Here is a 22767-nt window from a genome sequence, read left to right as displayed (position 1 = left end):
AGGCCGGTCGCACTTCAAACGGATTTTATAAAACCGCCGGCCGGTCCGCGGCTAGGCCGCGAGCGTCACGCCGTTGACCAGCATCAACGCCCACGCCAGCTTGCAGACGACGTGAAACGCCTGATCGACGTGGATGCTCGTGTACCCTTCGCACTTCAGCACGTCGGCGATCCCGTGAACGACCGTCTCGACGGTGGCGTAGGCCGTGATCGTTAAGGGGGTAAACCCGCCGGCCATGTAGATGACCACGCCGACCGTCGCCCCGTGCAAGATGGCGTGGGCGAACATCCAGTAGTACCACGGCACGCTCTTCTGGAGGGGGCTGTTCGCCTTCCGGCACTTGCAAACCGCGATGGCGTCACCTTGAAGGGCGAAGTCCATCAAGGCGTGGCCGGCGAGGAGAAAGAAGAAGAGGAAGAACAGCACAGGGGCGCTCGCGGAGGAGAATCGGTCGTGACACGCCGGGGCGGTCCGGCTCAGGGCGAAGCCGCTTCTCAATGCCTTACTTTTAGCCCATCCCCGGCAGGTCGGCGAACGGAAAATGTTCGCGGCGTGAAGACTTCGCCAAATTCTCGACGCGCCCTTGACACCCCACCCCGGACAGGGATATTATCACCTAAAGTTTTAGTTATTAGTTCTCACGCCGAGGCAGCCCGTGGACGACCTACCGACCCCGACGGTCCGCGAGTTGGAGATTCTGAAAGTCCTCTGGGAGCACGGCCCGAGGAGCGTCAGCGACGTCCACCGCCTGCTGAAGTCGCCGGACGGCAAGCCGCTGCACGTGAACACGGTGCAGACTCTCATCCGCCTCATGGAGACGAAGGGCCTCGTCACCCACGCGAGCGAGGGCCGGGCGTTCATCTACGCCCCGGTGTTCAGCCGCGAGGAGTCGGCCGCCCGGTACCTCGACCGCGTCTTCGACGGGGCCGCGTCGCAGTTGGTGCAGAGCCTGCTCAAAGCCGAGCGCATCCCGCCCGAAGAACTGGAACAAATGCGAAAGCTCATCAACGACGCCCGGCGGCGCGGATGAAGGGGTGAAGAGGTGAGGAGATGAACGGGTGACGAAATCCCCCTTCCGTCTTTTCACCCCTTCACCGTGTCACCCGTTCACCCCTTCATCCGCTACGGAGGAGAAGCCATGTCCGACTTCTGGCCCGCGGCCGCGATCTGGACGGCCCGCTCGCTGCTCGCCGGTGGAGCAGCTCTGCTGCTGACGTGGCTGGCCGTGCGGCGGATCGGCGATCCCGCCCGGCGGCAGCGCGTCCTCGCGGGGTCGATGCGGGCCGCGGTGCTCGCCTTCGGGTTAACGCTTTTGCCAGCGTGGCTGCTCATCCCCGTGCCGGGTTGGCAAAAGCCGGCCGAGACTGCCTCGCGGTTCGAACCCGTCCCGGACGCCACGCAAGAGGCCGTCGACGCGGAGCCGGAAGAATTCGGCTGGGTTCCGGTGGGCGTGCCGGTGAGCCTGCCGGCTGACGGCGGCGTTGAACTGCTGCTGCCGACAGAACCGTCCATCACCCCCATCCCGGCGGCGGCCGTGCCGGCCCCTGCACTGCCGGAAGATAGCCTCGCGGCCGTGGCACCGATTCTCCTGATCCCGTACTGGCTGGGCGTGAGTTTCGTGCTGCTCCGGCAACTGGTCGGCCACGTCGGTTTGGCCCGATTGCGGCGGGCGGCCCGCCCCGCCCCGGACGACGTGCAAACCCTGGCGGCCGAACTGGCCGGCGACATGCGCATGCCGCGCGTCCTCGTTTCGGACCGCGTCGGTGCGCCGGTCTGCTTCGGCGTCTTCCGGCCGACCGTCTTGCTACCCCGGGTGCTGCCAACTCTGGCCACCCCCGATCAACTGCGGTGGGTGCTGGCCCACGAACTCGACCACCTGCAGCGCGGCGACCCGCGGACCGGCGTGTGGGCGGGGTTGGCCGGTGCGGTTTACTTCACCCTGCCCTGGTTTTGGGCGGTGCGGCAGGAGTTGAATCTGGCCCAGGAGTACCTCGCCGACGCGGCCGCCGCCGGGTCGCGCGAGGCGGACTACGCGGCCTTTCTTGTGGACCTGTCTTCGCGGCCGGGTGTGCCGCGGAGTGTGCGAGCCGTGCCCAGCCTCGCCGGCGTGCGGGCCGGGCAATCGGACCTTTACCGGAGAGTGACGATGCTGCTGCAACCGAAGACCGAGCGGAAGTCGCGATGGGGCCGTGCGTGGTCGGCCCTGGCCCTGAGCAGTGCGGTGACGGCCGCCGTGGCGATCTCGGGCGTCCGCCTGACCGCCGACGAACCCCGCAAGGGCGACAAGCCCGAGGAGGGGAAGAAGGTCGAGCGCCGCGACGGCGACCGCAAGCCGGAGGAAGGCAAGCGTGACGGCGACCGGAAGTTGGAGGACGTCAAGCGCGACGGCGACCGCAAGCCGGCCACGGTCCGCGAGGTTGAGGTTCGGGTCATCGACGGAACCCGCAAGGACACCGCCGATCTGGAAATGGCCATCGAGGAAGCCGCGAAGAAGGGCGACGTGGAAGGGGTCAAAAAGCTGGTCGCGAAGTTGAAGGCCGTCGCCGCCCTGTCGCCGGCACAGCCAGAACGCGGCCTGCGGGTCGAGGGCCGGCTGGCCGATCGCGTCCCGGAAGGGGCCGTGGTGCGGGTTCGCGCCGCGGTGGCCGACGACGAGGCCCAGAAGCTCGAGAAGGCCATCGAGAAACTCAAGCAAGCCGCCGAGGAAGTGAAGGACCAACCCGAGGCGAAGGCAGCCATCGAGAAGAGTATCGCCGAGTACCGCAAGAAGATCGCCGAGGCCAAGAAGAGCGGCGAACTTCGCCTGACGGAAGTGAAGCCGCGGGCGGTCGAAGGCCAACAGCAGTGGCAAGGTTTGCCGCAGGCAAGAGCGATGGATCAATTGAAGGCGAGCATGGACGAGATGATGAAGACCTACGAGAAGCAACTGGCCGCGTTGGGGAACGACCCGAAGGCGACAGAGGCGATGAAAGAAGCGATGAAGGCGTACAGGGCCAGCATGGACCAACTGACGAGGCAAATGGCCCAGGTGCCGGGGCAGTTCGAGTTCAAGGCGATGCCGCCGATGGCCTTCAACCTCAACGGTCCCGTCGTGGCCGGTAACGTGCTGGCCCGTAAGGTTCCGGCGTCCGGCCGCCTCGGCGTGATGATCGAGGCCGTACCCGCGGTGGTGGCCGAGCAACTCGACCTGCCGGCCGGCACGGGCGTCGTCCTGCTCAGCGTCATCCCGGACTCGCCCGCCGCGAAGGCCGGCCTGAAGGCCCACGACATCTTGCTGGACATCGCCGGCAAGACCGTCCGCGTGGACGACTTGACGAAGGTGGTGACCGACCAGAAGGCCGACGCCCCCTTCGAAGTGGTGATCGTCCGCAAGGGCAAGAAGGAAACGGTGAAGGGCTTGACGCTGCCGGACCTGAAGGCGACGGCGGTGAAGAAGTCGGCCGGTTCGTCATCGTCGATGTCGGTGAGCATCAACGACGATCAGTTCACGATCGCTTCGAAGGAAGGGAAGGACGGCATCAACCTGAAGGGCACCGTCGGTGACACGGAGAGTGTGACCATCGTGATCCAGAACGGCGACGACAAGAAAGAGTACAAGGGCGTGAAGAACGTCCCGGCAGAGTACCGCGACAAGGTGACGAAACTCCTCAAGAGCGTGTCGAAGTAGGCCGATGGCCCGATCATCTCCCTCGCCCCAGTTTTGCGGGGCGAGGGAGGTTGCACCAACGAAAGCCGTCGCCCTGTCACGTCGGGCCGTTTTCATTTTCCTGGACAGAGTTCGGTGGTTCGTGCCCGGCCGATCCGTTTAATGGGTCCAGGAGGGCGAGCCATGAACGCACATCGTAATCTCGGACCGTGGACCGCGGCAGTGGTCCTTTTGCTCGCCGGCCGATCCACCAGTGCCGCCGACTGGCCGATGTGGCGCGGGCCGACGGGCATGGGCCGGACGACGGAGAAGGATTTGCCCCTGACCTGGGGCGGCAAGACCAAGCAGAACGTCCTGTGGCAAACCCCACTGCCGGGCGGCGAAACGGCGAGCCAGGACCACAACCAGTCCAGCCCCGTCGTGGTCGGCAGCCGCGTGTTCGTGACCGTCAGCTACTGGCCGGGCAAGACCGACGCGGCCCAGTTCCCGGAACACCACGTCGCCTGTTATTCGGCCAACGACGGCAAACCCGTCTGGGACGTGCGCGTCCCCCCCGGCCCCTGGAAGTTGTCCGACCTCCGCGGTGGGTACACCGCCCCGACGCCGGCGGCCGACGCCGACCACGTGTACGTTGTCTTCGGCTCCGCCGTCATCGCCGCACTCGACCACGCGGGCCAGGAAGTGTGGCGGAAGGAGATCGTGCCGTACAAGTTCGACGTGGCGATGGCCGCCAGCCCGGTTCTCATCGGCGACACGGTCGTGTTGCAGTGCGACGAGTTGGACAAGCAATCGCGGCTGATCGCCTACGACCGCAAGACCGGCGACGTGAAGTGGGAAGAGAAGCGGCCGGGCGTCGGCTTCGCCCACAGTACGCCGGTGCTGGCAACGGTCGGCACGGAACCGCAACTGCTGCTCGCGGCCTCGAACGCCGTGCAGGGGGTTGACCCGACGTCGGGCAAAGTCCTCTGGACGTGCGACGCGAAGGGCGACACGGCGTCGCCGCTGTTGGCCGGCGGGCTGGTCTATCTCGACAGCGGCCGCGGTGGGTCCGGCCTCGCCGTCGACCCGACCGGCAAGGGGAACGTCACGAAGACGCACGTGAAGTGGACGGCCAAGAACGTGAGCGAGGGCTACTCCTCGCCAGCGGCCGACGACGAGTACCTGTACCGCCTCCACAAGCCGGAGTTGCTCACCTGTCGCAAGCTCTCGACCGGCGAAGTCATCTACTCCGAACGCCTCGACGGCATGAACACGTCGACCAGCCCCATCCTCACGCCCGACGGCCGCCTGTACCTCGTCAGCGGCGGGAAGAGTTACGTCATGAAAGCCGGCCCGAAGTTCGAGGTGCTGGCGGCGAACGACCTCGGCGACATCGCCTCCACATCGGCGGCCGTGGCCGACGGCCGGCTGTTCATCAAGGGAAAGAAGTTCCTCACCTGCATCGACGGGAAGAAGTGAAGGCGAGCGGGGGGCGTAAGCCCCCTGATTCTAACCTGGCGAGGGACAGAATCAGGGGGCTTACGCCCCCCCGCTCGCCGGGGTTTCCCCTCGCTACAATTCCCCCATGAACCTCTGCATCAGCCAGGCGACCACGCTCTCGACTCCATTCGCCGATGACATCACCGGCTACGCCGACGGCGGTTGCATGGCCGTCGAAGTCTGGCTGACCAAGCTCGAAAAACACCTCGAAGGCACGACCGCCGACGCGACACGGCAACTGCTGGCGGACCGCGGCGTCTCACTCGTCACAGCGGCGTACCAGGGCGGATTATTGCTCTCGCAGGGGGAGCAACGGCAGGCCGCGTTCGACCACTACAAGCGCCGCCTCGACCTCTGCCAGCAGTTCGGCATCCCCACGATGTTGCTCGTCGCCGACTTCGCCACGCGGATCGACGAAACGGCCCTCGGCCGGGCCATCGTCTCGCTGAAGCAAGCGGCCCAGTGGGCGGCCGCGTTCGGCGTGCGGCTCGGCCTGGAATTCCGCGGGTCCGACGCTTTCTGCTCGTGCCTGGAGACGGCCCTGTTGCTCGTCGAGCAGTGCGACGAGCCGAACGTCGGCGTATGCCTCGACGCCTTCCACTACTACAAGGGACCGAGCAAGCCAGAAGACCTCGACCGGCTGACCCCGCAGAACCTCTCGCACGTCCAGCTGTGCGACGTGCCCGGCGTGCCGCGGGAACTGATGACCGACGGCGACCGCGTCTTCCCCGGCGAAGGCGACTTCCGCTTGACGCCGATCGTGGAAGCGCTGAATCGCATCGGCTACGCCGGCTTCGTGTCACTGGAACTGATGAACCCGACGATCTGGCAGGCAAAGCCGTCGCAGGTCGCGGAGTTGGGACTGACCGCGATGCGGCGAGCGGTGGGATAATTCGACGAGCGAACCCCATTGACCTGTCCTATCTCCGTCAACCATGAACCATTCACTTCCCTCGGATCACGCGGACCGGATGGCCCGCGTGCAGTTGGCCTTGGACGGCCTTTCGGTCGGCGACGCCCTCGGGTCGCAGTTCTTCCTGCCGAAGAACCATCTGCTCCTTCAACAACCTGAACCACCGATCCCGTGGGGACGGTGGGGCTACACCGACGACACCGAGATGGCCCTCGGCATTGCCGAAGTCCTGGAGCGTCACGGTCGGATCGACCAGGATGATCTCGCGGCCACCTTCGCCCGACGGTTCGCGGCCGAAATGTACCGCGGCTACGGTCCGGGGGCGGTCCGACTTCTGGCGGCCGTCTCGGGCGGGGCGGACTGGCGCATCGCGAGTCGTGAACTCTTCAACGGCGGTTCCTTCGGCAACGGCTCGGCCATGCGCATTGCCCCGGTTGCTGCCTACTTCGCCGATGACGTGAATCGCGTCGTCGAGGAAGCCCGCCTTTCGGTCGAGATCACCCACGCGCACGCGGAAGGGATCGCCGGCGGAATCGCCGTTGCGGTGGCGGGTGCGTTCGCTTGGCAGCACCGTGGGCAGAAGGAAAGCGTAACACTCCGGGCCGAACTGTTCGAGACGGTCCTTCGGCACACGCCGGAAGGCGACACGCGAATCGGCATCGCCCACGCCTCCACCGTGGACCCGGCCGAATCTGTGGCGACCGCAGTGAGTTTGCTCGGCAACGGTCATCGCGTCACCTGCCAGGACACGGTCCCCTTTTGCTTGTGGGTGATCGGCCGACATCTCGCCGACTACCCGGCCGCGATCTGGACGACGATCCGCGGGTTCGGCGACATCGACACGAACGCGGCCATCGTCGGCGGTGTTGTAGCTCTCGCCTGCGGGGCCGACGGGATTCCCCAAGACTGGCTCGACGCCCGCGAAGACCTGCAATACGATTCGTGAAATGGATGCAGCACAACCCCGACGGGTGTTCGTCACGGACTTCGACGGCACGTTCACCCGCCACGACTTCTACAACCTCTTCCTCGAACAACTCTACCCGGCCGACGCCCCGGACCAATGGGCGGCCTTCTCCGCCGACAAAATCACGCACTTCGAGTGCCTGCGGAACATCTACGCCCACGTGCCGGTCGGCGAAGAGAAGTTGCGGGCGTTCGTGCAGCAGTTGTACCTGCTACCAGAGGTACCGGCCGCGGTCGCGCGGCTGAAAGCCGCCGGGTGGGAAGTCGTCGTCGCGTCGGCCGGCAGCCGGTGGTACATCGAGCAAGTTCTCGCCGCGGCCGGGCTGAACCTGCCGGTTCACACGAACCACGGCCGCATCGTCGACGGCCGGCTGCTCATGGAGTTGCCGACCGACTCGCCGTTCTTCCACCCGCACGCGGGCATCGACAAGGCGGCCGTCGTGCGGTCGTTCCTCGACGCCGGCTGCGAGGTCGCGTTCGCCGGCGACGGCATCACCGACATTCCGCCGGCCCTGCTCGTGCCGCCACGGTTGCGGTTCGCAACGGGGTTTCTAGCCCGCAAGTTGACCGAACGGGGCGAAGCGTTTCACTCGTTCACCGAATGGTGTCAGGCGGCCGAGGTGCTGCTGGAGAAATGAAGAAAGCCCACCCGTCTCGACGGGTGGGCTTTTGCGAATTGCTCGCAAGATCAGTAGCGGAGGATCGCTTCGATGCCGCCGGTGACCAGGTGGTGGTCGCCTTCGAACGGCGTACTCCGCGAGTTGTAGTCGTACCGGACGAACGGCCGGAGGATCATCCAGTCCTTCGGCGTGTACGTCAGACCGTAGGTCATTTCGGTGTACAGGCCTTCGAAGCCGGTCCGCACGCCCTTCGTGTCGTTGAAGAGTTCGACGCGGAAGTTGCTGCTCAACTTGTCGTTGACCTTGTACAGGAAGTAGTTCGCGAAGCCGTACCAGTCGGCCGACGTGCCGGGGTCTTGGACGTTGCCGAAGCCCGCCGGGAACTTGTCCGCGTAGCTGAACGTCGCGTCGAGGACGTAGGTCAGCTTGTCGGTCAGGTTGTACGACCCGGTCACGTTGAAGCTGTTGAAGTGGACGAAGTTTTCCTTGCCGAGGTACCGGCCCGGCCCGATGACGGTGTTGAAGCTGATGAAGCCCTTGCCGTCCTTCGGGGCGTACTTGATCCCGCCGACGTAGGTCAGGCGAGCCGCCGGGTCGATGTACACGTCGCTGCCCGTCACCGCACCGTTGTACATGCTCAGGTTTTCGTTGATCTGAGTGTTGGCCTGGACCCCGGTGTGGGTGAAGGGGTTGTACTGGAAGTTATAAGACTTCGTCAGGAACGGCGTGTTGACGGTGTCGATCACCTCGTACCCGATACCCGTACCCCACCGACCGGCTCGTAACGTCGTCCCTTCGCCGCCGAGGTTCGGCAGGAAGATTTCGGCGTAGTGGTAGACCACGTCGAAGCCGTAGTTCCGCTGGTCTTCCACCTGGTACTGGAGGAAGCCGCGCGGAATCGTGAACCGGTAGTCGGTCCCGTAGAACGTCGCGATGTTGTAGCCGAACTGGACTTCCTTCTTGCTCGTGTCGATCCCCTTCGTCACGTTCAACCAGACCTGGTTCAACTGGAACGAGTTCGCCTGGTCGTTGAACGTGATCGGCAGGTTCGTGCGGCTGGTGGTGCTACCGGTGTAGCTCATGCCCGCCCAGCCGTTGATCTTGACCCCGTTGTCCGCGAGCCGTTGGCCGAACGCCGAGCCGGCGAGCAACTTCTCGACGAAGTACTTCGTGTCTTCCTTCGGCGGTTCTTCGGCCGTCGGGGCTTCCGGGGCGGGGGCGGCCACCGGCGTGCCGACCGCCATCGGGGCGGGGGCCGCCGGCGGGGCGGCCGCGGGGGCCGTCATCGGCACGGCCATCGGCACGGCCATCGGCAGAGCCTTGGGTGCCATCGGCATTGGCATCGGGGCAGGGGCTTGTCCGGCCGCCAGCCACGTGCCGAGTAGCATCGTGGTGATCATGTGTCTTCCTGACTGAGAGGGAGTTACACTCGTGGGCGGATCGCCCAGACCGGAACATCCATTCGTCCGGCTAGCCTGCTTTTTCGGCTCCCAGCGGCAGATTCGAATAGGCCGGTAGGTGGGGAAAATAGGAGAGTCGGGGAAAGCCCCGATACGGTCGGCACAGATTACCACGCGGCCGACCGAATCGCAGCACTGCGTTGGATTTGGGCAGAAGTTGCGCCCGGACAGGGCACTATTTCGCGTCGAAAACCAGCGAATTGACTCCGGCCTTCAGTTCCGCCCGCAGTGGGGTGGTCTCCGGCTTGGTAAACTTTGCCGGCATTCCGTCGCCGACGAGCGTGACGAGGTAAGTTCCGACATTCAACGCGGTGGCCGCGTGGAAGGTGCCGTCTTCGCCAGCCTTTGCCGTTCCGAGGGCTTTCGTGGTGCCCACGGGGATGAAGGCCACCGTCACGCCGGCCGTGGGCTTGCCGTTGAGCGTCACCTTGCCGGACGCGGCCGCCTCGGCGGGCTTCTCGCTTGCGGCGGCGAGCTTGGCTTCTTCCTTCAGGTCGCCGCGAACCTGCTCGATCACCTCGTGCAGCCGGAACGCCTTCAGCTTCACGTCCGCGGTCGACTTCGTGACCTGGTCCAGCCCTTCGTGGATTTCCGTCTGTTGTTTCGCCCGGTGGTCCAGCAGCGGCTTCGCGACGATGAGGCCGCCCTGGTACAGCCGCAACGCCCCGGCGTGGTCGCCGGCGTTGTACAGTTCGGCCCCCTTGTTGTGGACCTCTTTCAGCGAAGCCAGCACGATCCGATCCAGGTCGGTCGTGCGAACCGTGGGGGTCGGGGGCATTGGTGATCCTGAAGTGGCCGGAGTCTTCGGCGATTGTGCGGCCGCCGCCGCGACCAGAACGCAACAACAAAGGGGGAGAACGAATCGCATCGCGGGCCTCGCCGTACCGCTTCATGTTAGCCCACCGTCACGTTCGCACCAACCTCCGAACGGCCCGCCGGCCCACTCCGGCCGTCCGGCGGGGCCGGTTGTAGCGGCCCGTTCCGCTATACTGGCTGGCATGTCGTCGCCACCCCCGCCGCCGGATGACTCGCCGCCCCGCCGGGAGCGGTGGTCGTCGCTGCTGCAAAACTCTGCCAAGCCGCTGTTCGTCCTCTACCGCACGCGGCGGGTCCGGTTCGTCAACGCCGCGTGGGAGCAACTGACGCGCACCAGTGCCGCCGACGCCATCGGCCGGGCGTGCGTGCGGTCGGGCAAGATCGAGCCGCTGTTCCGCACGCTCGCCCCTCCGCCGGAAGCGATCGCGGGTCAAGTCGCCCGCGTCCGCCGGGCCGTACCGCCGGCAAAGGGCGGACCGCCGTGGTGGGACGTGACGTTCCTTCCGCTAACGAGCGCCGACGGCGCACACGGCTTCCTCGGCGTCATCGACCTCGTTCAACCCCAGCCAGCCGTCCCCGCGAAAAAGCTGCCCGCGGTCGTCGCCGACGTACGCGAGAAGCACGCGGCCGCCTTCACCTTCGACCTCTTCGCGAGCGCCGCCCCGACCGGCGAGCGGTTGCTCGGCCAACTGCGGTTGGCGGCGCAGACGGGCGTGCCGGTCTGGATCGTCGGCGAACCGGGGGCGGGCAAGGAAACGGCCGCCCGCGTGATTCACCACCACTCGGCCCACCGCGAGCGGGCCTTCGTGGCGTGCGACGGCCGGGGTCTTCAGCCGTACCTCATCGACTCGATTCTCTTCGGCCACGGCGGCCTTGCGGGCAGCGGCAAGGTCGGCACCCTGCTGCTGAAGTCGCCGGCCGCCCTGCCCCGCGATTTACAACAACGCCTCGCCGACTGGCTGCGCGCCGGCCCGCACCCGCCGCGACTGATCTGCACCTCGGCCCACGACGCTGCGACAGACGTGAAGGCGGGAACGCTCCGGGGCGAATTTCAGACGGAGTTCTCGGTACTGGAACTCCGCGTTCCGCCACTGCGGGACCGGGCCGACGACCTGCCGCGAATCCTCGCGGCTCTGCCGGCCACCGTGTCGCCGGAAGCGCTCGCGGTGTTGCAGGTTCACGCCTGGCCGGGCAACGTGCGGGAGTTAATCGCAACCGTCACCGACGCAGCCGACCGCGCGGGGGGCGAAGCCGTGGGCGTGGCCCACCTGCCGCGTTACCTGCGCGAGCGGGCGATGCTCGCGGCAAACCCGGCCCCGCCGGCGCAGAAGAAGTGGAACCTCGACGACCTCCTCACGGCCGTCGAGAAACGCCTGATCGAACTCGCTCTGCGGAAGGCCGACGGCAACCAAACGGAAGCGGCGGCGCTGCTGGGCATCTTCCGCACGCGGCTCGGCCGACGGATCGAGGCACTGAAGATCGCCGACCCCGGCGCATGAACACTGCTTGGGTTGATTTTCTACTTGACACAGCTAGCCGTTCGCCGATTCTAAAGGGCGGAAAATCTTGCCCTACAGGTGCCGTATGATTTCTTGCCTTCTTGTCGTGCGTTTACCGATCGCGGTGCTTACGGCGGTCACGGTGGGAGTATTGGCCGCCTCGGCCCAGACGACGAGTGGCGTCGATCCCATCGACTACTTGGCGAAATCCGCCGCACCAATTACGACCGTGCCTGAACTCGAAGCCTATTTGAAACCGAAAACCATCGACGAAGTGGACAAGGCCTACCCTCTACCACAAGACCCGAAGACGATTCAAAAGGTTCGAGCCGACCGCCTCAAGCAACTGCGGGCGGATACCGTGGACGTCTACAACAAGTTCGGCAGCACAAAGGCCGCCTGGGCGGATAAGGCCCGCACCGCGATGGAGGCGTTTTGCTTGGCGTACACCCGATCGGCCGTGACCGACAAAGGACCGTACTGTCAGGCGTTCTTCAAGGCGTTGAAAAACCTCGAAGGCATCGACTGTGGTGACCCGCTGATCCGGTACTGGATGCTCCAGTACTCGCCGCGCTCGGCCACAGAGGAGTCCTTACCAAAGTACGTCGCAGCCGTGGACGCGCTGGAAAAATCGAAGTACACGCGGCTCACGTTCCACGCGGCCTACCAGACCTATGCCATCGCATACCAACTCGCCCGGAAGGCCGATACCGCGGTCACCGCCGAGGACCTCGAAAACCGTCACCAACAGTATCGCACCGCCCTGAAGGCAATGATTACCGACCCACGGCCGGCATACTGGGCAGACGCGCTCCCGCTGCTAACGCTCGAAGTCCAACTTCACATGGAATCGGGGAAGAGCCGCCTTGGGGCGTGGCGGGACGTCGATGACCGCTTGGAGGGGATGGAGGCGGTGCCGTGGGTGCGGGCCGCCTTGGAAGGGAGGGTTCTCGTCCTTGCCGCGTGGGACGCACGGGGTAACGGGGCAGGCAATACCGTGGACGCCGAGGCGTTCGAAATCTTCAAGGACCGCCTCGCCACCGCCCAACAGAAACTCGAAGCCGCCTGGCAGGCCGACTCCACGTTGGCCGCCCCCGCGACTCACATGTTGGACGTCGCAAAGGGTCTGGGTTTCGAGCGTGAGGCAATGGAAACGTGGTTCCGTCGCGCGATGGAAGCCGACCCCGACAACCTGACCGCCTGCGAGGCGAAAAAGGACTGGCTGCAACTCAAGTGGCGCGGCAAGCCGAAGGACGCCCTCGCGTTCACCTACCAGTGTTTGCGAACGAACAATTATTACGCCCACCTGCCATTCCTGGCCGAAACTCCACAGCTAGCCGTTCTCCCGGTCGAAAAACAAGAATTGATAGAAGAATACACCGGCCGCGCGGGCACCTGGACACCAGTCCAAGTCATTTACGAAGCCCACCTCGCCCGCTATCCCGACGATGTCTGGGCCCACACGCGGTACGCCCAACGGTCCGGCCTGTGGGGGAAGTGGGACGTGGCCGACGCCCAGTTCAAGGCCCTCGGCGGCAAGCCGTGGCCGGGCATCTTTGCCAAGGATGAGTTCACGCGACTGGCCCAGAAGGCGAAAGACGAAGCCACGAAGAAGTAGGGGGGCGAGCGTGAAGATTCTGTTCCTCCACGGCTGGAATTCGGTCGTGGGCGGCGTGAAGCCGACGTGCCTGAAAGACCACGGCCACGAGGTTTTGAACCCGGCCCTTCCGCACGAAGACTTTGACGAAGCACTTCGCATCGCGCAGGCCGAGTTCGACCAGAATCGGCCGCAGGTCGTGGTCGGTTCCAGTCGCGGCGGGGCCGTGGCGATGAGCATGGACAGCGGTGGGGCCAAACTCATCCTGCTTTGCCCCGCCTGGCGGAAGTACGGGGCGGCCCGCACTGTAAAGGCCGGCAGCGTCGTCTTGCACAGCCGCGGCGATGACGTGGTGCCGTTCGCCGATTCTGAAGAGTTGATCGCGACGAGTGGCCTCCCGACCTCGGCGCTGATCGAAGTCGGCCGCGACCACCGCTTGGCCGACGCGGAACCCCTCGCGGCGATGCTGGCCGCGTGCGAGTTCGGGCGCCAGTAATGTTTTCAAGCGCGACGGCACGTAAGATCGGGGCCGGACCGCGGGTACTATTGGGCGGCATCCCTTTCCGAGGGCCATTCATGACAGACACCAAGACTCCTCGCACGTCGCAAACGGGGCACGACCTAACGCCGCCGACGGCGGCCGAACTCGAACGGCTCACCGCGTCGCTGACGCCGGAAGAGCGGCGCGTGCTGCTGTACCAGGGCACAGAACCACCGTTCTGCGGCGGCTTGCTCAAGAACAAGATGCCGGGCGTTTATCACTGCCGATTGTGCGACCTGCCGCTGTTTCGCTCGACAGCGAAGTTCGAATCCGGCACCGGCTGGCCGAGCTTTTTCGAAGCGTTCGACGAGGAACACGTCGCCACGGTCCGCGACACCAGTCACGGCGCGATCCGCACCGAAATCCGCTGTGCGCGCTGCAACAGCCACCTCGGCCACGTCTTCGACGACGGCCCCCGGCCGACCGGGCTACGCTTTTGTCTGAACTCCGCGGCCTTGCAATTCCACCAGACGTGAAACGAAATCGGCCGCGCGGTCAACGGGATATTGTCGCGGCCTATGATTTTCACCTTGCAATTCCACCAAACGTGAAACGAAATCGGCCGGCCTCGAAAGGCCGGCAGAACGGTTTTTACCCGCGGGCGAAGTCCGCCATGACGGCCGGGGCTGTCGTGTCGAACCCGACCACGTCCATCATGCCCGCGTCCCCCGGGTCGGCGATAGTGAACCCGTTGGACACCATGCCGACCACGATCAGCTTCGCCGGAATGCCGGTCGCGTCGCGGTACTGCTTCAAGGCCTGGAACGGGTGGACCTTGCCAAACCAGGTCTCCGAGTCGGTGTAGACGGCGAACACATCGACCGGAATCTTGTTGTCCTTCGCGTATAGCATCGGCAGGGCGCAGTCCGTGCCGCCCATCGGGATCGCCTCGATCATGCGAACCGCTGCGTCGAGACGCATCCCGGCGTCGATGCCGACCGGCACGAGTCGATCGCTGAACCCGACGAACGTGCGGTCCTTCTCCGTGGCCGCCGTCACCAGCGCCATCGCCGCCGAAGCGACGTGCGGCGTGATGCCGACCGTGCCACAGACCGTCCCGCCGCCCATCGAACCCGACACGTCGAGCGCGAGCATCCACCGCTTGTTCGTCGGCTCCACGGCCTGGAACGCGAGGTAGAAGGCGTCGTCGATCGCGTTCACGATCTCTTTGAGCGGAACCCACTCGCCACTGCCGCGAGCGCTCTTGCCGCTCTCATAGGTCTTGAGGGCGACGAGCAGCGACAGCGGGTGAACCCGGGCCTTCTTCAATCGCGAAGCGTCCGTCAATTGGCCCACGACCGCCTTCACGGCGTCCGAGCCGTGCGCCAGCAACCCCACGCGGGTCATCGTCGCGAGGTTGCGGAGCATCGCCGTCAGCGGCATGTTCGCGAGGAGCGCCTCCCAGACCTTTGCCGAGGTCAGGAAGTTCGTCGGCACGCCCTCGCGGACGAGCCGGTAGTCGCGAATCAGGCGGACGATCTCGTCCTCGGTCGTCGCCTTCTTCGCGGCCTCCAGCGCGTACAGCGGCGCGAGGTCGCCATCCGGCGGAACCTCGTCCACCGTCGGCTTCTTGCCGACGGCCCACGCGAACAGGTCGTTGCGGCCCGTGAAGTCCGTCTTCGGGTGCGCCAGCCGCAACAGGTCGCGGTGGCTCCAGCCGTCGCGCTGCTGGTACTTCGTCATCTGGTACGCGAGGTCGCGGACCGGCTTGTTCACGTACCAGTCGGCGACGGCCTGCCGCAGACCCCGGCCCCACCCGCGGAGCGCGTCCGAAGCGGCCGCGAACTGGAACAGGTGCGTGCCGGTGCGGCAGACCTTCGGCACGGCCTCGTAGGCCGCCTTCTTGCCGACCGCGTCAGCGTTCGCCGCGATCAGAGACAAGGCAAAGACGGCGTAGTCGTTCTTCGCCGCCCGGCCCGCGTCGGACACGGCCACGACCCGGCGCACCGCCTCCGCCGCATCGGCCTTCGCGCACGCGACCACGGCCGCGGCGTTCTCGACCGTCAACTTGCGCTCCGTCGCGTAGTAGCTGCCGCCCTCGCTGCCGAGGACGAGGAAGCGGTCGAGCCGCTTCCAGTCGTCCACGGCGAACGAGTACCCGCCGGCCGAGTTCGCGACCGTCGGCTTACCCGGAACCGGCTCACTCTGCGGCGTGACCTTCGGCGAGACGTGCTTGAACCACTTCATGACAAACCCTCCCACGCGGGCAATTGGCCCGCGGAACACGAACAGTCGGGGTGATAGGATTCGAACCTATTGGAGACCGATAGCCCTCATCCTTCGGCCGGAATGGCAAGGTGATGGCGAGGGATTCCACCCCGTTGAAACTGCAGGCAAGTTGACGACCCTGGGCTGGCATCGGTTATTACGATAACCCTGAGCCTCCGGCCCGCATCGCTTCCGTCCGGAATCGAACCGGCACCGATCCTTGCGAGAACAGTCCACAATCGGCCTGACTGGCAAGTTTGTCGTGAACCTCGTTTACCGGTGCGTCCCCATCGACAACGAAAGCAGACTCCGAGGCGGGATTCGAACCCGCGGTGCGCTCTCGCGCACGCATCGAGAACAGTTGAACGTCGGCCCGTGAGGGCAAGGGATGCCAACTGCCGGTGTGCTCTCGGCCTCTGAGCGACTCGGAGTATTCGCGACTTACAGACCTGGCCCTCTTCAGGAGGTTCGTCCGGGTGGTTGAAATTGCAGGCAAGTTGATGGCTCAGGGCTTGACGTTAAAAGCGATAACCCTGAGCCTCCGGCCCGCAGCGCTCTCGTCCGGACTCGAACCGGTACTTCTGACACCCCATAGCGAGAACAATCCACTTTCGGCCCGTGAGGGCGAGAGGACGCGGATCGTCAGTCAGCGTGCTGACCACTTACACCACGAAAGCGAGGCTCCGAGACGGGATTCGAACCCGCAACACGAGAACAGTTCCGCATCGGCCGGGGAGGCAAGGTTGTGCGAACCGCACTGCTCTGCCGTTGAGCTACTCGGAGCATTCGTGAACAGTGAGCGTGGAACCCTCGGTCGGGTTCGTTCAAAATCGCGGGCAACGTGCTGTCACCTCTTGACACGACTACTGAGACAGACTAAATAGATAACATGGAACCCATCAGTGGTGATGCACTCCGGGGGCACCTGGAGACGATGGCGCTGGCGTCGCTCGAAAAGGGCGAGGCGCACGGCTTCGAGATCCTGCGCCGGCTGACCGAGGCCGGGTGCGGGGCGCTGCGGCTGAAGGAAGGGTCGCTGTACCCGGCGCTCTACCGTCTGGAGAAAGCCGGGCTGATCGCCAGCCACTGGGAGGACGAATCAGCCCCGCGCCGCGGCCCGCGGAAGCGGGTGTACCGGATCACGAAGCAAGGGACGCGGCAGTTGGCGGCCGGGCGGGCGGAGTGGCAGCAGTTCGTACAAGTCGTCGGAAACATTCTGGGAGCACCGGCATGAACGAGTTCATGGTGCTGGTCGAACGTGCGGTGCGGCCGGTGCAGGCCGGGCCGAAGCGGAAGTTGCGGATGCGCGAGGAACTCCTCGCCCACCTGACGGGCATCCACGAGGAGGAACTCGCCCGCCTCGGCGACGACTCCGCGGCGCGGGCCGCGGCCGTCCAGCGGTTCGGCGACCCCGCCGCGCTGACGGTCGAGTTGCAGCAGTCGGTGTCGTTCAGCGACCGCATGGACGCCCGCATGGACCGCGCGTTCGGCTGGCGGCCGGGCGAATCGGCGACGCGGCATTCGGCACGACAGGCGGGCCTGATCGCCCTCGTCATCTTGCCGTGGCTGCCGTTCGTGTTGCTGGTCGCGGGGACGGGACAACCCGATGACGAGCCGGTGCCCTCAACCGCGACGTTGCTGCGTTTCTTCGGCGGGCTACTCGTGTTCGTCCCGGCTCTGGTGTTCGCGCTGTCGGTGCTCTACTTCCGCATGCGCGATTCGCTCCACGGGGCGTTCGGCGCGCCCCGGTCGTGGCGGCGGGTCATCGGCTTTGGGGCGCTGTCGCTGTTGGTGTTGCCCGTTCTCGGTACAGCGTTCTCGCTGATCAGTATGGGGGCCACAAGTGAGATACCGGAAGAGTCGACGACGGCGCGTTCGATCGCGGGGCTGTTCGTGGGCTTCCTGATCGTGCCCCTGTTCTTGGCGGGACTCGCGTGGAAGCTCGGCGGAAGCGAGATTCGCCACGCCGAGTGGGCTTCCCTCGACATCGGGCAGTAAACCCCGAACGGCTTGAGGGCGGCGAGATGAGGCTCCGGAGCGGGATTCGAACCCGCGACCTGTCGATTATGAGTCGAGAACAGTTGAGCTTCGGCCCGAAGGGCAAGTTTGTGCCAACCGCTTTTACCGCTCTACCACTGAGCTACCCGGAGCATTCGAGAAGACGGAGTTGACCGCCACGGAGTTGGTTCGCGGAAAAACAAAACCGCCCGTGACAATGTCACGGGCGGAGGTATTTCGTGCAGTCAGTCATCCGGCGGAGGTCCACGCAGATGTCTCGGTGCGATAACGATCATGCGGCGGCCCCGGGGAGGCAAAATTGCCGATCGAAATGAAAACCCGCCGTCAAAGTGCGGGGCCGCGATCGGCGGACGTGTCGCGGCCCGGTGCGTCACGGACACACGGGTCAATCACGAGGTTCGCGAGAAAGTGAACTTTTCGTAATCTGATCCGACCATGAACCCACCGCTCTACCAGACCGTCACGGCGATGATCGCCCCGGCGTTGTTCCTGACGGCCACGGCCTCGCTGATTATCTCGACGGCCAACCGCATGGGCCGGATCATCGACCGCATCCGCAAACTCGTCGAAGTGGGCAACGAGATCGGGCAGAAGCCGGAGGACTTCGACTTCGCCGACGCCCGCCTCACGCACATCGGCATTCAACTCGACTACCTGCAAATCCGTAACCGCCGCGTCATGGTGGCCGTGACGGAGTTGTACCTGGCCTTCGGCGCGTTCGTCGGGAGCAGTCTGACGATTGCCGTCGACTCGTTCACCGGCCACTACCTCGCCGGGGTGCCGACGGTCTTCGCGACGGCGGGCGTCGGCCTCTTGTTCGCAGCGTCGATCAACCTGGTTTTCGAGGCGCGGAGTGCGCTGCGGACGAACCACGTCGAGGTCGAATTCTACCGCGAGTTGTCGGCCCGTCGCCGGGAGCAAGCCGCGAGGCAGTCGCCCGGGGCGGACCACCTGACGGCGTGAACAGCCTTCACTTTCCGGCCGGAGCGAACCGGGCTTCGGCCGCCTTGCGGAAGGCGTCGCGGGCCTTCCCGCCGTCGCCGGGGAAGCCGGAGTGTTGAACGAGGTAGACGTACACCAACCCGCGTTTCACATCGACGGTCATGTCCGTGGCGAACGCCCCGCCGTGGCCGAACGTGCCGCCGCCGACGGACCAGCCGAGGCCGTAACTCTCCTTCAACTCCGGGGGCGTCTGGCGCTTCGTCATCTCCTTCACCGCGTCTTCCGAGAGGATGCGCTTGCCGTCGAGCGTGCCGCCGTTGAGCACCATCTGGCAGAACCGGCCCACGTCGGCGGCCGTCGAGAACAGCCCACCGGCCGGCATCGGGAAGCGGTGTGCCCGGTCGCCGAGCGGGTAGCGGAGTTGGCCGACCGTGAGTTCTTCCAACCCCGTGCCGCCCTTCCCCGGCTTGTACGACTTCGCCAGCCGCTTCACTTGCGATTCCGACGGCCAGAACGTCGTGTCGGCCATGCCGAGCGGGTCGAACAGCCGCTTCTGGAGGAAGTCTTCGTACGGCATCTTCGAGACGACTTCCATGATCCGCCCGGCCGTGTTAATGCCAGCGTTCGAGTACTGGTACTTCGCCCCCGGCTCGGTCGCGAGTGGCGTCATCGCGTAAGTCTTGACCGCCGCCGCGAGTGGCAACCCGTCGAGCGTCGGCGTCTCGGCCGCGGAACTGAACGGCAGGCCGCTCGTGTGGCTGAGTACGTCCCGCACCGTCACCGCCCGCCGCGGCCTTTTGAGCGAGACGTGCTCCTTGTCCCCTTCCGCGAACAGCCAGACATTGTTGAACTCCGGCAGGTACTTCGCCACCGGGTCGTCGAGTTTCACCTTCCCCTCGTCCACCAGAATCATCAGCGCAGTGGCAGTGATCGGCTTCGACTGCGAAGCGATCCAGAACAGGGCGTCGGTCGTCAGCGGAACCTTGCCCGCCACGTCGGAGAACCCGACCGCCTGTACGGCGAGCGTCTTCTCCTTGTCGGCGACGAGGACGACCGCCCCGGCAAGATTGCCGCGGTCGACGAACGGCTGGAGGGCCGTGGCGAGTTCCTTGCTCGGCGGGTTGTCGGCCCGAACTGGGGCGGCGAGCAGGAGGGTGAAAAAGAGTGTGAGGGTGCGAATCATTGAGAGGGCCTCGGAAGAGGTGTCGCCCGCGTTGCGCGAGCGGTAAGCCCTGTCGTATGAAGTCGCCGAACGGTTGAAAGTGGGGCACTCGCGGGGCGAGTGCCCGACACTTAACGACCCGTCAGCTTCGTCTTCGCCATTGCGGCGGACCGGCGGACGGCCGGCTCGCTATCGTTCGTCCAGCTGTCGAGCAGTTGGAGGAAGGTCACGTCGGAATACCCGACCGTGGCGAGTTGGCTGATGCAATGGCCGCGGACGACGCCACTCGTATCGCTTCGGGCGGCCTGCATCAGTGCCGACAGCACGTCCGGGTGCCTCGCGTAAGCCGACTCGGCCAGGCTCGTCGCGTTCTCCATGCGGTACGACGGTCGGCGGTGGGTCTTCAAGCCCTCGATCATCGCCTGCACGTCGGCAGGCAGCGCACCGGTGGCGACCGCCCGCGGCGCTTCCACGGCGGGAGCCTCGACGATCGCGGCCGGAACGTCTACGACAGGCGGCGGAACGAAACGCGGGGCCGGTTCGACGGCCGGGGCAGGCGTGGGAACTGCGGCGACCGCCACGGCCGGTTGCGGAATGGCGGGGGCGGATTCCACCGGCGTCGGCAACGCGATGGCAGGCGGCAACGTGGCCGTGGCCACCGGCGGGATTGCGGCCGGTTCCGGAGCGGGCGCTGCGGCGATGGGCGGGATCACTCGCGACGGCCCGGCGGCGGCAACCGCCGCGTCGATCGGCGGGATCAGCACCGACGGTTGCCGTTCCTCGCTCGACGCCTGTACGGTGGTCGCCGGTTGGCTGTCGAAGATGCCCGTCGCGGCCGTCGGCTTCGCGTTCGGGTCAATGCTCGGCACGGCAAGGCCGCCTTCCGCCGCCACGGCTTTTTCCACCGGAATCGGAGCTGCGGCGACGGGCACCGGGGCCGACGCAACGGGCACCGGGGCCGACGCAACGGGCACCGGGGCTGGTGGAACCGCTTTCGCGACAGCAGCCGGTGCCGCGGGTTTCGCGACCACTTCGGTGGGCGGCGGCAGCATCGTTGGCGGCGCGCCGAGGTTCTCTTGCGCCACGACCGTCGCGAAAGGTCTTGCGGCCGGGGGCGGGAGGATGCCCACCCGCGGTTGCGGCAGCGGAGGGTCTTGCGACGGGTCGCCGAGGATTTTGCCGAGGACGGACGGCGGCGCACCGGCCGCCACCGAGAACGGCGTGCGGGCCGTCATCGCGGCCGGCGACGAGGACGGGGCCGTCGACGCCCCCGCGAGTAGCGGGTCGGTCTTGCGGTTGCGAGCTTGCGGCAGTCCTTGCGAACTCGCGGCCGACGAACCGATGTCCGCGGGGATCATCTTCTCGCCCGCCGCCGTACGCATCACCGATGTTCCCGGTTGCGCCTGCGGTTGATTTGAGAACGCGCCGAAGATCGGCCGCGGCGTGCCCGCCGTGTAGGCCGGTGGGTTCGCGACGCTGGGGGTAGTGAGAGCCTTCGCGACGGTCTGTTGCGGTTGGTTCTGGAACGAGCCGAAGATCGGCCGCGGCGTGCCCGGTGCGGGGGCAACCGTGCCCGTGGTGGCCGGCAGGTTCGCGGCAACAGGCGTGGGCTTCGGCGCGGCTGGCACCGTGTTCCCCACGGGTATGCCGAGAACAGCGGGATTCGTGAGCGTGTAGACGACGCCGGACGCCAGGTCCTTCACGTCGGTCAGGTACGTACCGTCGGGCAGCTTCTCACTCTTGACGACCTTCACCCGGCGTTCCGGCTGACCGGCCGTCTTCATGACGTACACCGGGCCGTCGGCCGAAGGAGACGAACCGGCGGGCGTGGCGGACGGCGGAGCCTGAGCGGCAGCGACTCCAACCCAGGACACCGTCGTTGCGATTGACGCGCACCATACCCGCCGATTCATGGCCTGCCTCCGTGCTGGCCCCGGCGCATCCTGCACCGAGAGACATCCGTGTCTGTCAGAAGTATCGGTTGCATGAGCTAGAGAACTTGATTCGAATGGAGCGAAAAAATGAAGGGTGCGGAAAGATACGAAGATTCGGGTACTTCTTAACTTCGCTGAAAGTGATTTGATATCAAATCGGCCAACTCATCGAATGACAAGTGCGCGGCTTCACCAGCTACACGGTACGGAGGCTCATTATTTGTTGGAGGAACCTCTAATTCACAACTGAATCGCTCGGCCTTCTCCCCATAGTTCGAGATGTAAACCAATACGCGGGGATCATGAGGGCTCGCGATGCCAATCGCGCATAAGTCACCTTCCCAGTGATCGGCGATAATGAAAGCATCTCGGCCGAGTCTGGCCCGCAGCCGGTCGATAACAGCGACAATCCCCGGGTCTTTGTCGAGAATCGCGTTCACAAATACCTCTTTCGACCGCATCCCCTACTTCTTCTTCAACTGCACCTGGCACCCACCGTCGCCGCACGGCATGAGCTTGAAGCGGTTGCGAGCCACCCAACGGTAGGCGCGGTTGCCCAGCCACAGCACGCCGGGAATGTAGAGGAACGGGGCAAGCAGCGTCGTCGCCGGCAGTCGCCACGCCATCCAGCGGAAGGCCGAGAAGCCGGCGTAAGCCCGGTTGCGGTCCGGCGGGACGACGTGCATTTCCTCGATCAACTTCTGGTGGTCGAGCGGGACCGTCGTCGCCGGCAGTTTGTCGGTTTCGCGGGCGCTCTGGAATTGCAGCCGGTGAAACCAATCGAGCGACTTCAGGATGCGCACCGACCGCTGGCAGAACGCACAATCGCCGTCGTAAAGAACGATGCCCGTGTCGGCGGATGCGTGGTTCATGACGTTTCCCTCGAAGGCTTCCCCGCCATCTTAACCGCGGACCGGCGGCCCGCGACAACAACTCCGGTAGAATGGGGGCAATTCCTCCGAGGT

The 22767-nt window shown here is 65.7% G+C and carries 21 protein-coding genes and 3 tRNA genes; 13 read left to right on the top strand and 11 right to left on the bottom strand.

The window, feature by feature from the left end:
* Nucleotides 1–51: 51 nt before the first annotated feature.
* On the bottom strand, nucleotides 52–426 hold the full coding sequence (locus PX52LOC_RS14370) for a DUF3307 domain-containing protein (RefSeq protein WP_149110752.1): 375 nt from the start codon (nucleotides 424–426) through the stop codon (nucleotides 52–54).
* Nucleotides 427–655: 229 nt separating this feature from the next.
* On the opposite strand from PX52LOC_RS14370, the gene PX52LOC_RS14365 reads away from it, so the two are divergent.
* From PX52LOC_RS14365 to PX52LOC_RS14340, 6 genes are all read left to right on the top strand, one after another.
* Nucleotides 656–1030, top strand: a complete 375-nt coding sequence (locus PX52LOC_RS14365; RefSeq protein WP_149110751.1) for a BlaI/MecI/CopY family transcriptional regulator — start codon at nucleotides 656–658, stop codon at nucleotides 1028–1030.
* A 108-nt stretch (nucleotides 1031–1138) separates the two neighbouring features.
* Complete coding sequence (locus PX52LOC_RS14360) at nucleotides 1139–3667, top strand: M56 family metallopeptidase (RefSeq protein WP_149110750.1); 2529 nt, start codon at nucleotides 1139–1141, stop codon at nucleotides 3665–3667.
* Nucleotides 3668–3829: 162 nt separating this feature from the next.
* Nucleotides 3830–5104 (top strand): PQQ-binding-like beta-propeller repeat protein, encoded by a 1275-nt coding sequence (locus PX52LOC_RS14355; protein WP_168218997.1) that lies wholly within the window; start codon nucleotides 3830–3832, stop codon nucleotides 5102–5104.
* Between the two features lie 106 nt (nucleotides 5105–5210).
* Entirely contained in the window at nucleotides 5211–6017 is an 807-nt protein-coding gene (locus tag PX52LOC_RS14350; RefSeq protein ID WP_149110748.1) for a sugar phosphate isomerase/epimerase family protein, read from the top strand.
* A 79-nt stretch (nucleotides 6018–6096) separates the two neighbouring features.
* Nucleotides 6097–6984: an ADP-ribosylglycohydrolase family protein gene (locus PX52LOC_RS14345; RefSeq protein WP_149110747.1), complete on the top strand. Its 888-nt coding sequence runs from the start codon at nucleotides 6097–6099 to the stop codon at nucleotides 6982–6984.
* A gap of 1 nt (nucleotide 6985) precedes the next feature.
* Nucleotides 6986–7642, top strand: coding sequence for an HAD-IB family phosphatase (locus PX52LOC_RS14340; protein WP_149110746.1), 657 nt, complete (start codon nucleotides 6986–6988; stop codon nucleotides 7640–7642).
* Between the two features lie 50 nt (nucleotides 7643–7692).
* On the opposite strand, the gene PX52LOC_RS14335 is transcribed toward PX52LOC_RS14340, so the two are convergent.
* Nucleotides 7693–9024 (bottom strand): outer membrane beta-barrel protein, encoded by a 1332-nt coding sequence (locus tag PX52LOC_RS14335; protein WP_149110745.1) that lies wholly within the window; start codon nucleotides 9022–9024, stop codon nucleotides 7693–7695.
* Nucleotides 9025–9259: 235 nt separating this feature from the next.
* Entirely contained in the window at nucleotides 9260–9862 is a 603-nt protein-coding gene (locus tag PX52LOC_RS40520; RefSeq protein ID WP_168218996.1) for a hypothetical protein, read from the bottom strand.
* Nucleotides 9863–10082: 220 nt separating this feature from the next.
* Between PX52LOC_RS40520 and PX52LOC_RS14325 the strand changes: the two genes are divergently transcribed.
* From PX52LOC_RS14325 to msrB, 4 genes are all read left to right on the top strand, one after another.
* On the top strand, nucleotides 10083–11399 hold the full coding sequence (locus PX52LOC_RS14325) for a sigma 54-interacting transcriptional regulator (protein WP_168218995.1): 1317 nt from the start codon (nucleotides 10083–10085) through the stop codon (nucleotides 11397–11399).
* A gap of 106 nt (nucleotides 11400–11505) precedes the next feature.
* Nucleotides 11506–13017 carry a hypothetical protein gene (locus tag PX52LOC_RS14320; RefSeq protein ID WP_149110742.1) on the top strand — a complete coding sequence of 504 codons (1512 nt, stop codon included), beginning with the start codon at nucleotides 11506–11508 and terminating at the stop codon, nucleotides 13015–13017.
* Between the two features lie 10 nt (nucleotides 13018–13027).
* The gene (locus tag PX52LOC_RS14315; RefSeq protein WP_149110741.1) at nucleotides 13028–13492 is read left to right on the top strand and encodes an alpha/beta hydrolase; all 465 of its coding nucleotides are present in this window, start codon (nucleotides 13028–13030) and stop codon (nucleotides 13490–13492) included.
* An 80-nt stretch (nucleotides 13493–13572) separates the two neighbouring features.
* Nucleotides 13573–14013 carry a peptide-methionine (R)-S-oxide reductase MsrB gene (gene msrB, locus PX52LOC_RS14310; protein WP_149110740.1) on the top strand — a complete coding sequence of 147 codons (441 nt, stop codon included), beginning with the start codon at nucleotides 13573–13575 and terminating at the stop codon, nucleotides 14011–14013.
* Between the two features lie 115 nt (nucleotides 14014–14128).
* Here the strand turns inward: msrB and PX52LOC_RS14305 are convergent, their stop codons facing one another.
* The 3 genes from PX52LOC_RS14305 to PX52LOC_RS14295 form a co-directional block, all read right to left on the bottom strand.
* Nucleotides 14129–15724: a TROVE domain-containing protein gene (locus tag PX52LOC_RS14305; protein ID WP_149110739.1), complete on the bottom strand. Its 1596-nt coding sequence runs from the start codon at nucleotides 15722–15724 to the stop codon at nucleotides 14129–14131.
* Nucleotides 15725–16051: 327 nt separating this feature from the next.
* Nucleotides 16052–16176 (bottom strand) — tRNA-OTHER (locus PX52LOC_RS14300).
* 249 nt (nucleotides 16177–16425) lie between these two features.
* A tRNA-OTHER gene (locus PX52LOC_RS14295) sits at nucleotides 16426–16528 on the bottom strand.
* A 106-nt stretch (nucleotides 16529–16634) separates the two neighbouring features.
* On the opposite strand from PX52LOC_RS14295, the gene PX52LOC_RS14290 reads away from it, so the two are divergent.
* Together PX52LOC_RS14290 and PX52LOC_RS14285 are read left to right on the top strand one after the other, a co-directional pair.
* A complete protein-coding gene (locus tag PX52LOC_RS14290; RefSeq protein WP_149110738.1) occupies nucleotides 16635–16979 on the top strand; it encodes a PadR family transcriptional regulator in 345 nt (114 codons plus the stop codon).
* Nucleotides 16976–17743, top strand: a complete 768-nt coding sequence (locus PX52LOC_RS14285; RefSeq protein WP_149110737.1) for a hypothetical protein — start codon at nucleotides 16976–16978, stop codon at nucleotides 17741–17743. The genes PX52LOC_RS14290 and PX52LOC_RS14285 overlap by 4 nt, the downstream gene beginning before the upstream one ends.
* A gap of 30 nt (nucleotides 17744–17773) precedes the next feature.
* On the opposite strand, the gene PX52LOC_RS14280 is transcribed toward PX52LOC_RS14285, so the two are convergent.
* Nucleotides 17774–17896 (bottom strand) — tRNA-Met (locus PX52LOC_RS14280).
* A 303-nt stretch (nucleotides 17897–18199) separates the two neighbouring features.
* Here PX52LOC_RS14280 and PX52LOC_RS14275 point away from each other — a divergent pair.
* Nucleotides 18200–18727: a DUF2721 domain-containing protein gene (locus PX52LOC_RS14275; RefSeq protein WP_149110736.1), complete on the top strand. Its 528-nt coding sequence runs from the start codon at nucleotides 18200–18202 to the stop codon at nucleotides 18725–18727.
* Nucleotides 18728–18734: 7 nt separating this feature from the next.
* Here the strand turns inward: PX52LOC_RS14275 and PX52LOC_RS14270 are convergent, their stop codons facing one another.
* The 4 genes from PX52LOC_RS14270 to PX52LOC_RS14255 form a co-directional block, all read right to left on the bottom strand.
* Nucleotides 18735–19889 carry a serine hydrolase domain-containing protein gene (locus PX52LOC_RS14270; protein WP_149110735.1) on the bottom strand — a complete coding sequence of 385 codons (1155 nt, stop codon included), beginning with the start codon at nucleotides 19887–19889 and terminating at the stop codon, nucleotides 18735–18737.
* A gap of 110 nt (nucleotides 19890–19999) precedes the next feature.
* On the bottom strand, nucleotides 20000–21781 hold the full coding sequence (locus tag PX52LOC_RS14265) for a HEAT repeat domain-containing protein (protein ID WP_149110734.1): 1782 nt from the start codon (nucleotides 21779–21781) through the stop codon (nucleotides 20000–20002).
* A gap of 146 nt (nucleotides 21782–21927) precedes the next feature.
* A complete protein-coding gene (locus PX52LOC_RS14260; RefSeq protein ID WP_149110733.1) occupies nucleotides 21928–22242 on the bottom strand; it encodes a hypothetical protein in 315 nt (104 codons plus the stop codon).
* A 24-nt stretch (nucleotides 22243–22266) separates the two neighbouring features.
* A complete protein-coding gene (locus PX52LOC_RS14255) occupies nucleotides 22267–22674 on the bottom strand; it encodes a thiol-disulfide oxidoreductase DCC family protein (RefSeq protein WP_149110732.1) in 408 nt (135 codons plus the stop codon).
* Between the last annotated feature and the right edge of the window lie 93 nt (nucleotides 22675–22767).

The organism is Limnoglobus roseus (assembly GCF_008254045.1).
Classification (GTDB): Bacteria; Planctomycetota; Planctomycetia; order Gemmatales; family Gemmataceae; genus Limnoglobus; species Limnoglobus roseus.
The sequence above is the reverse complement of the archived record's forward strand: the minus strand, read 5'-3'. Positions and strand labels throughout refer to the sequence as shown.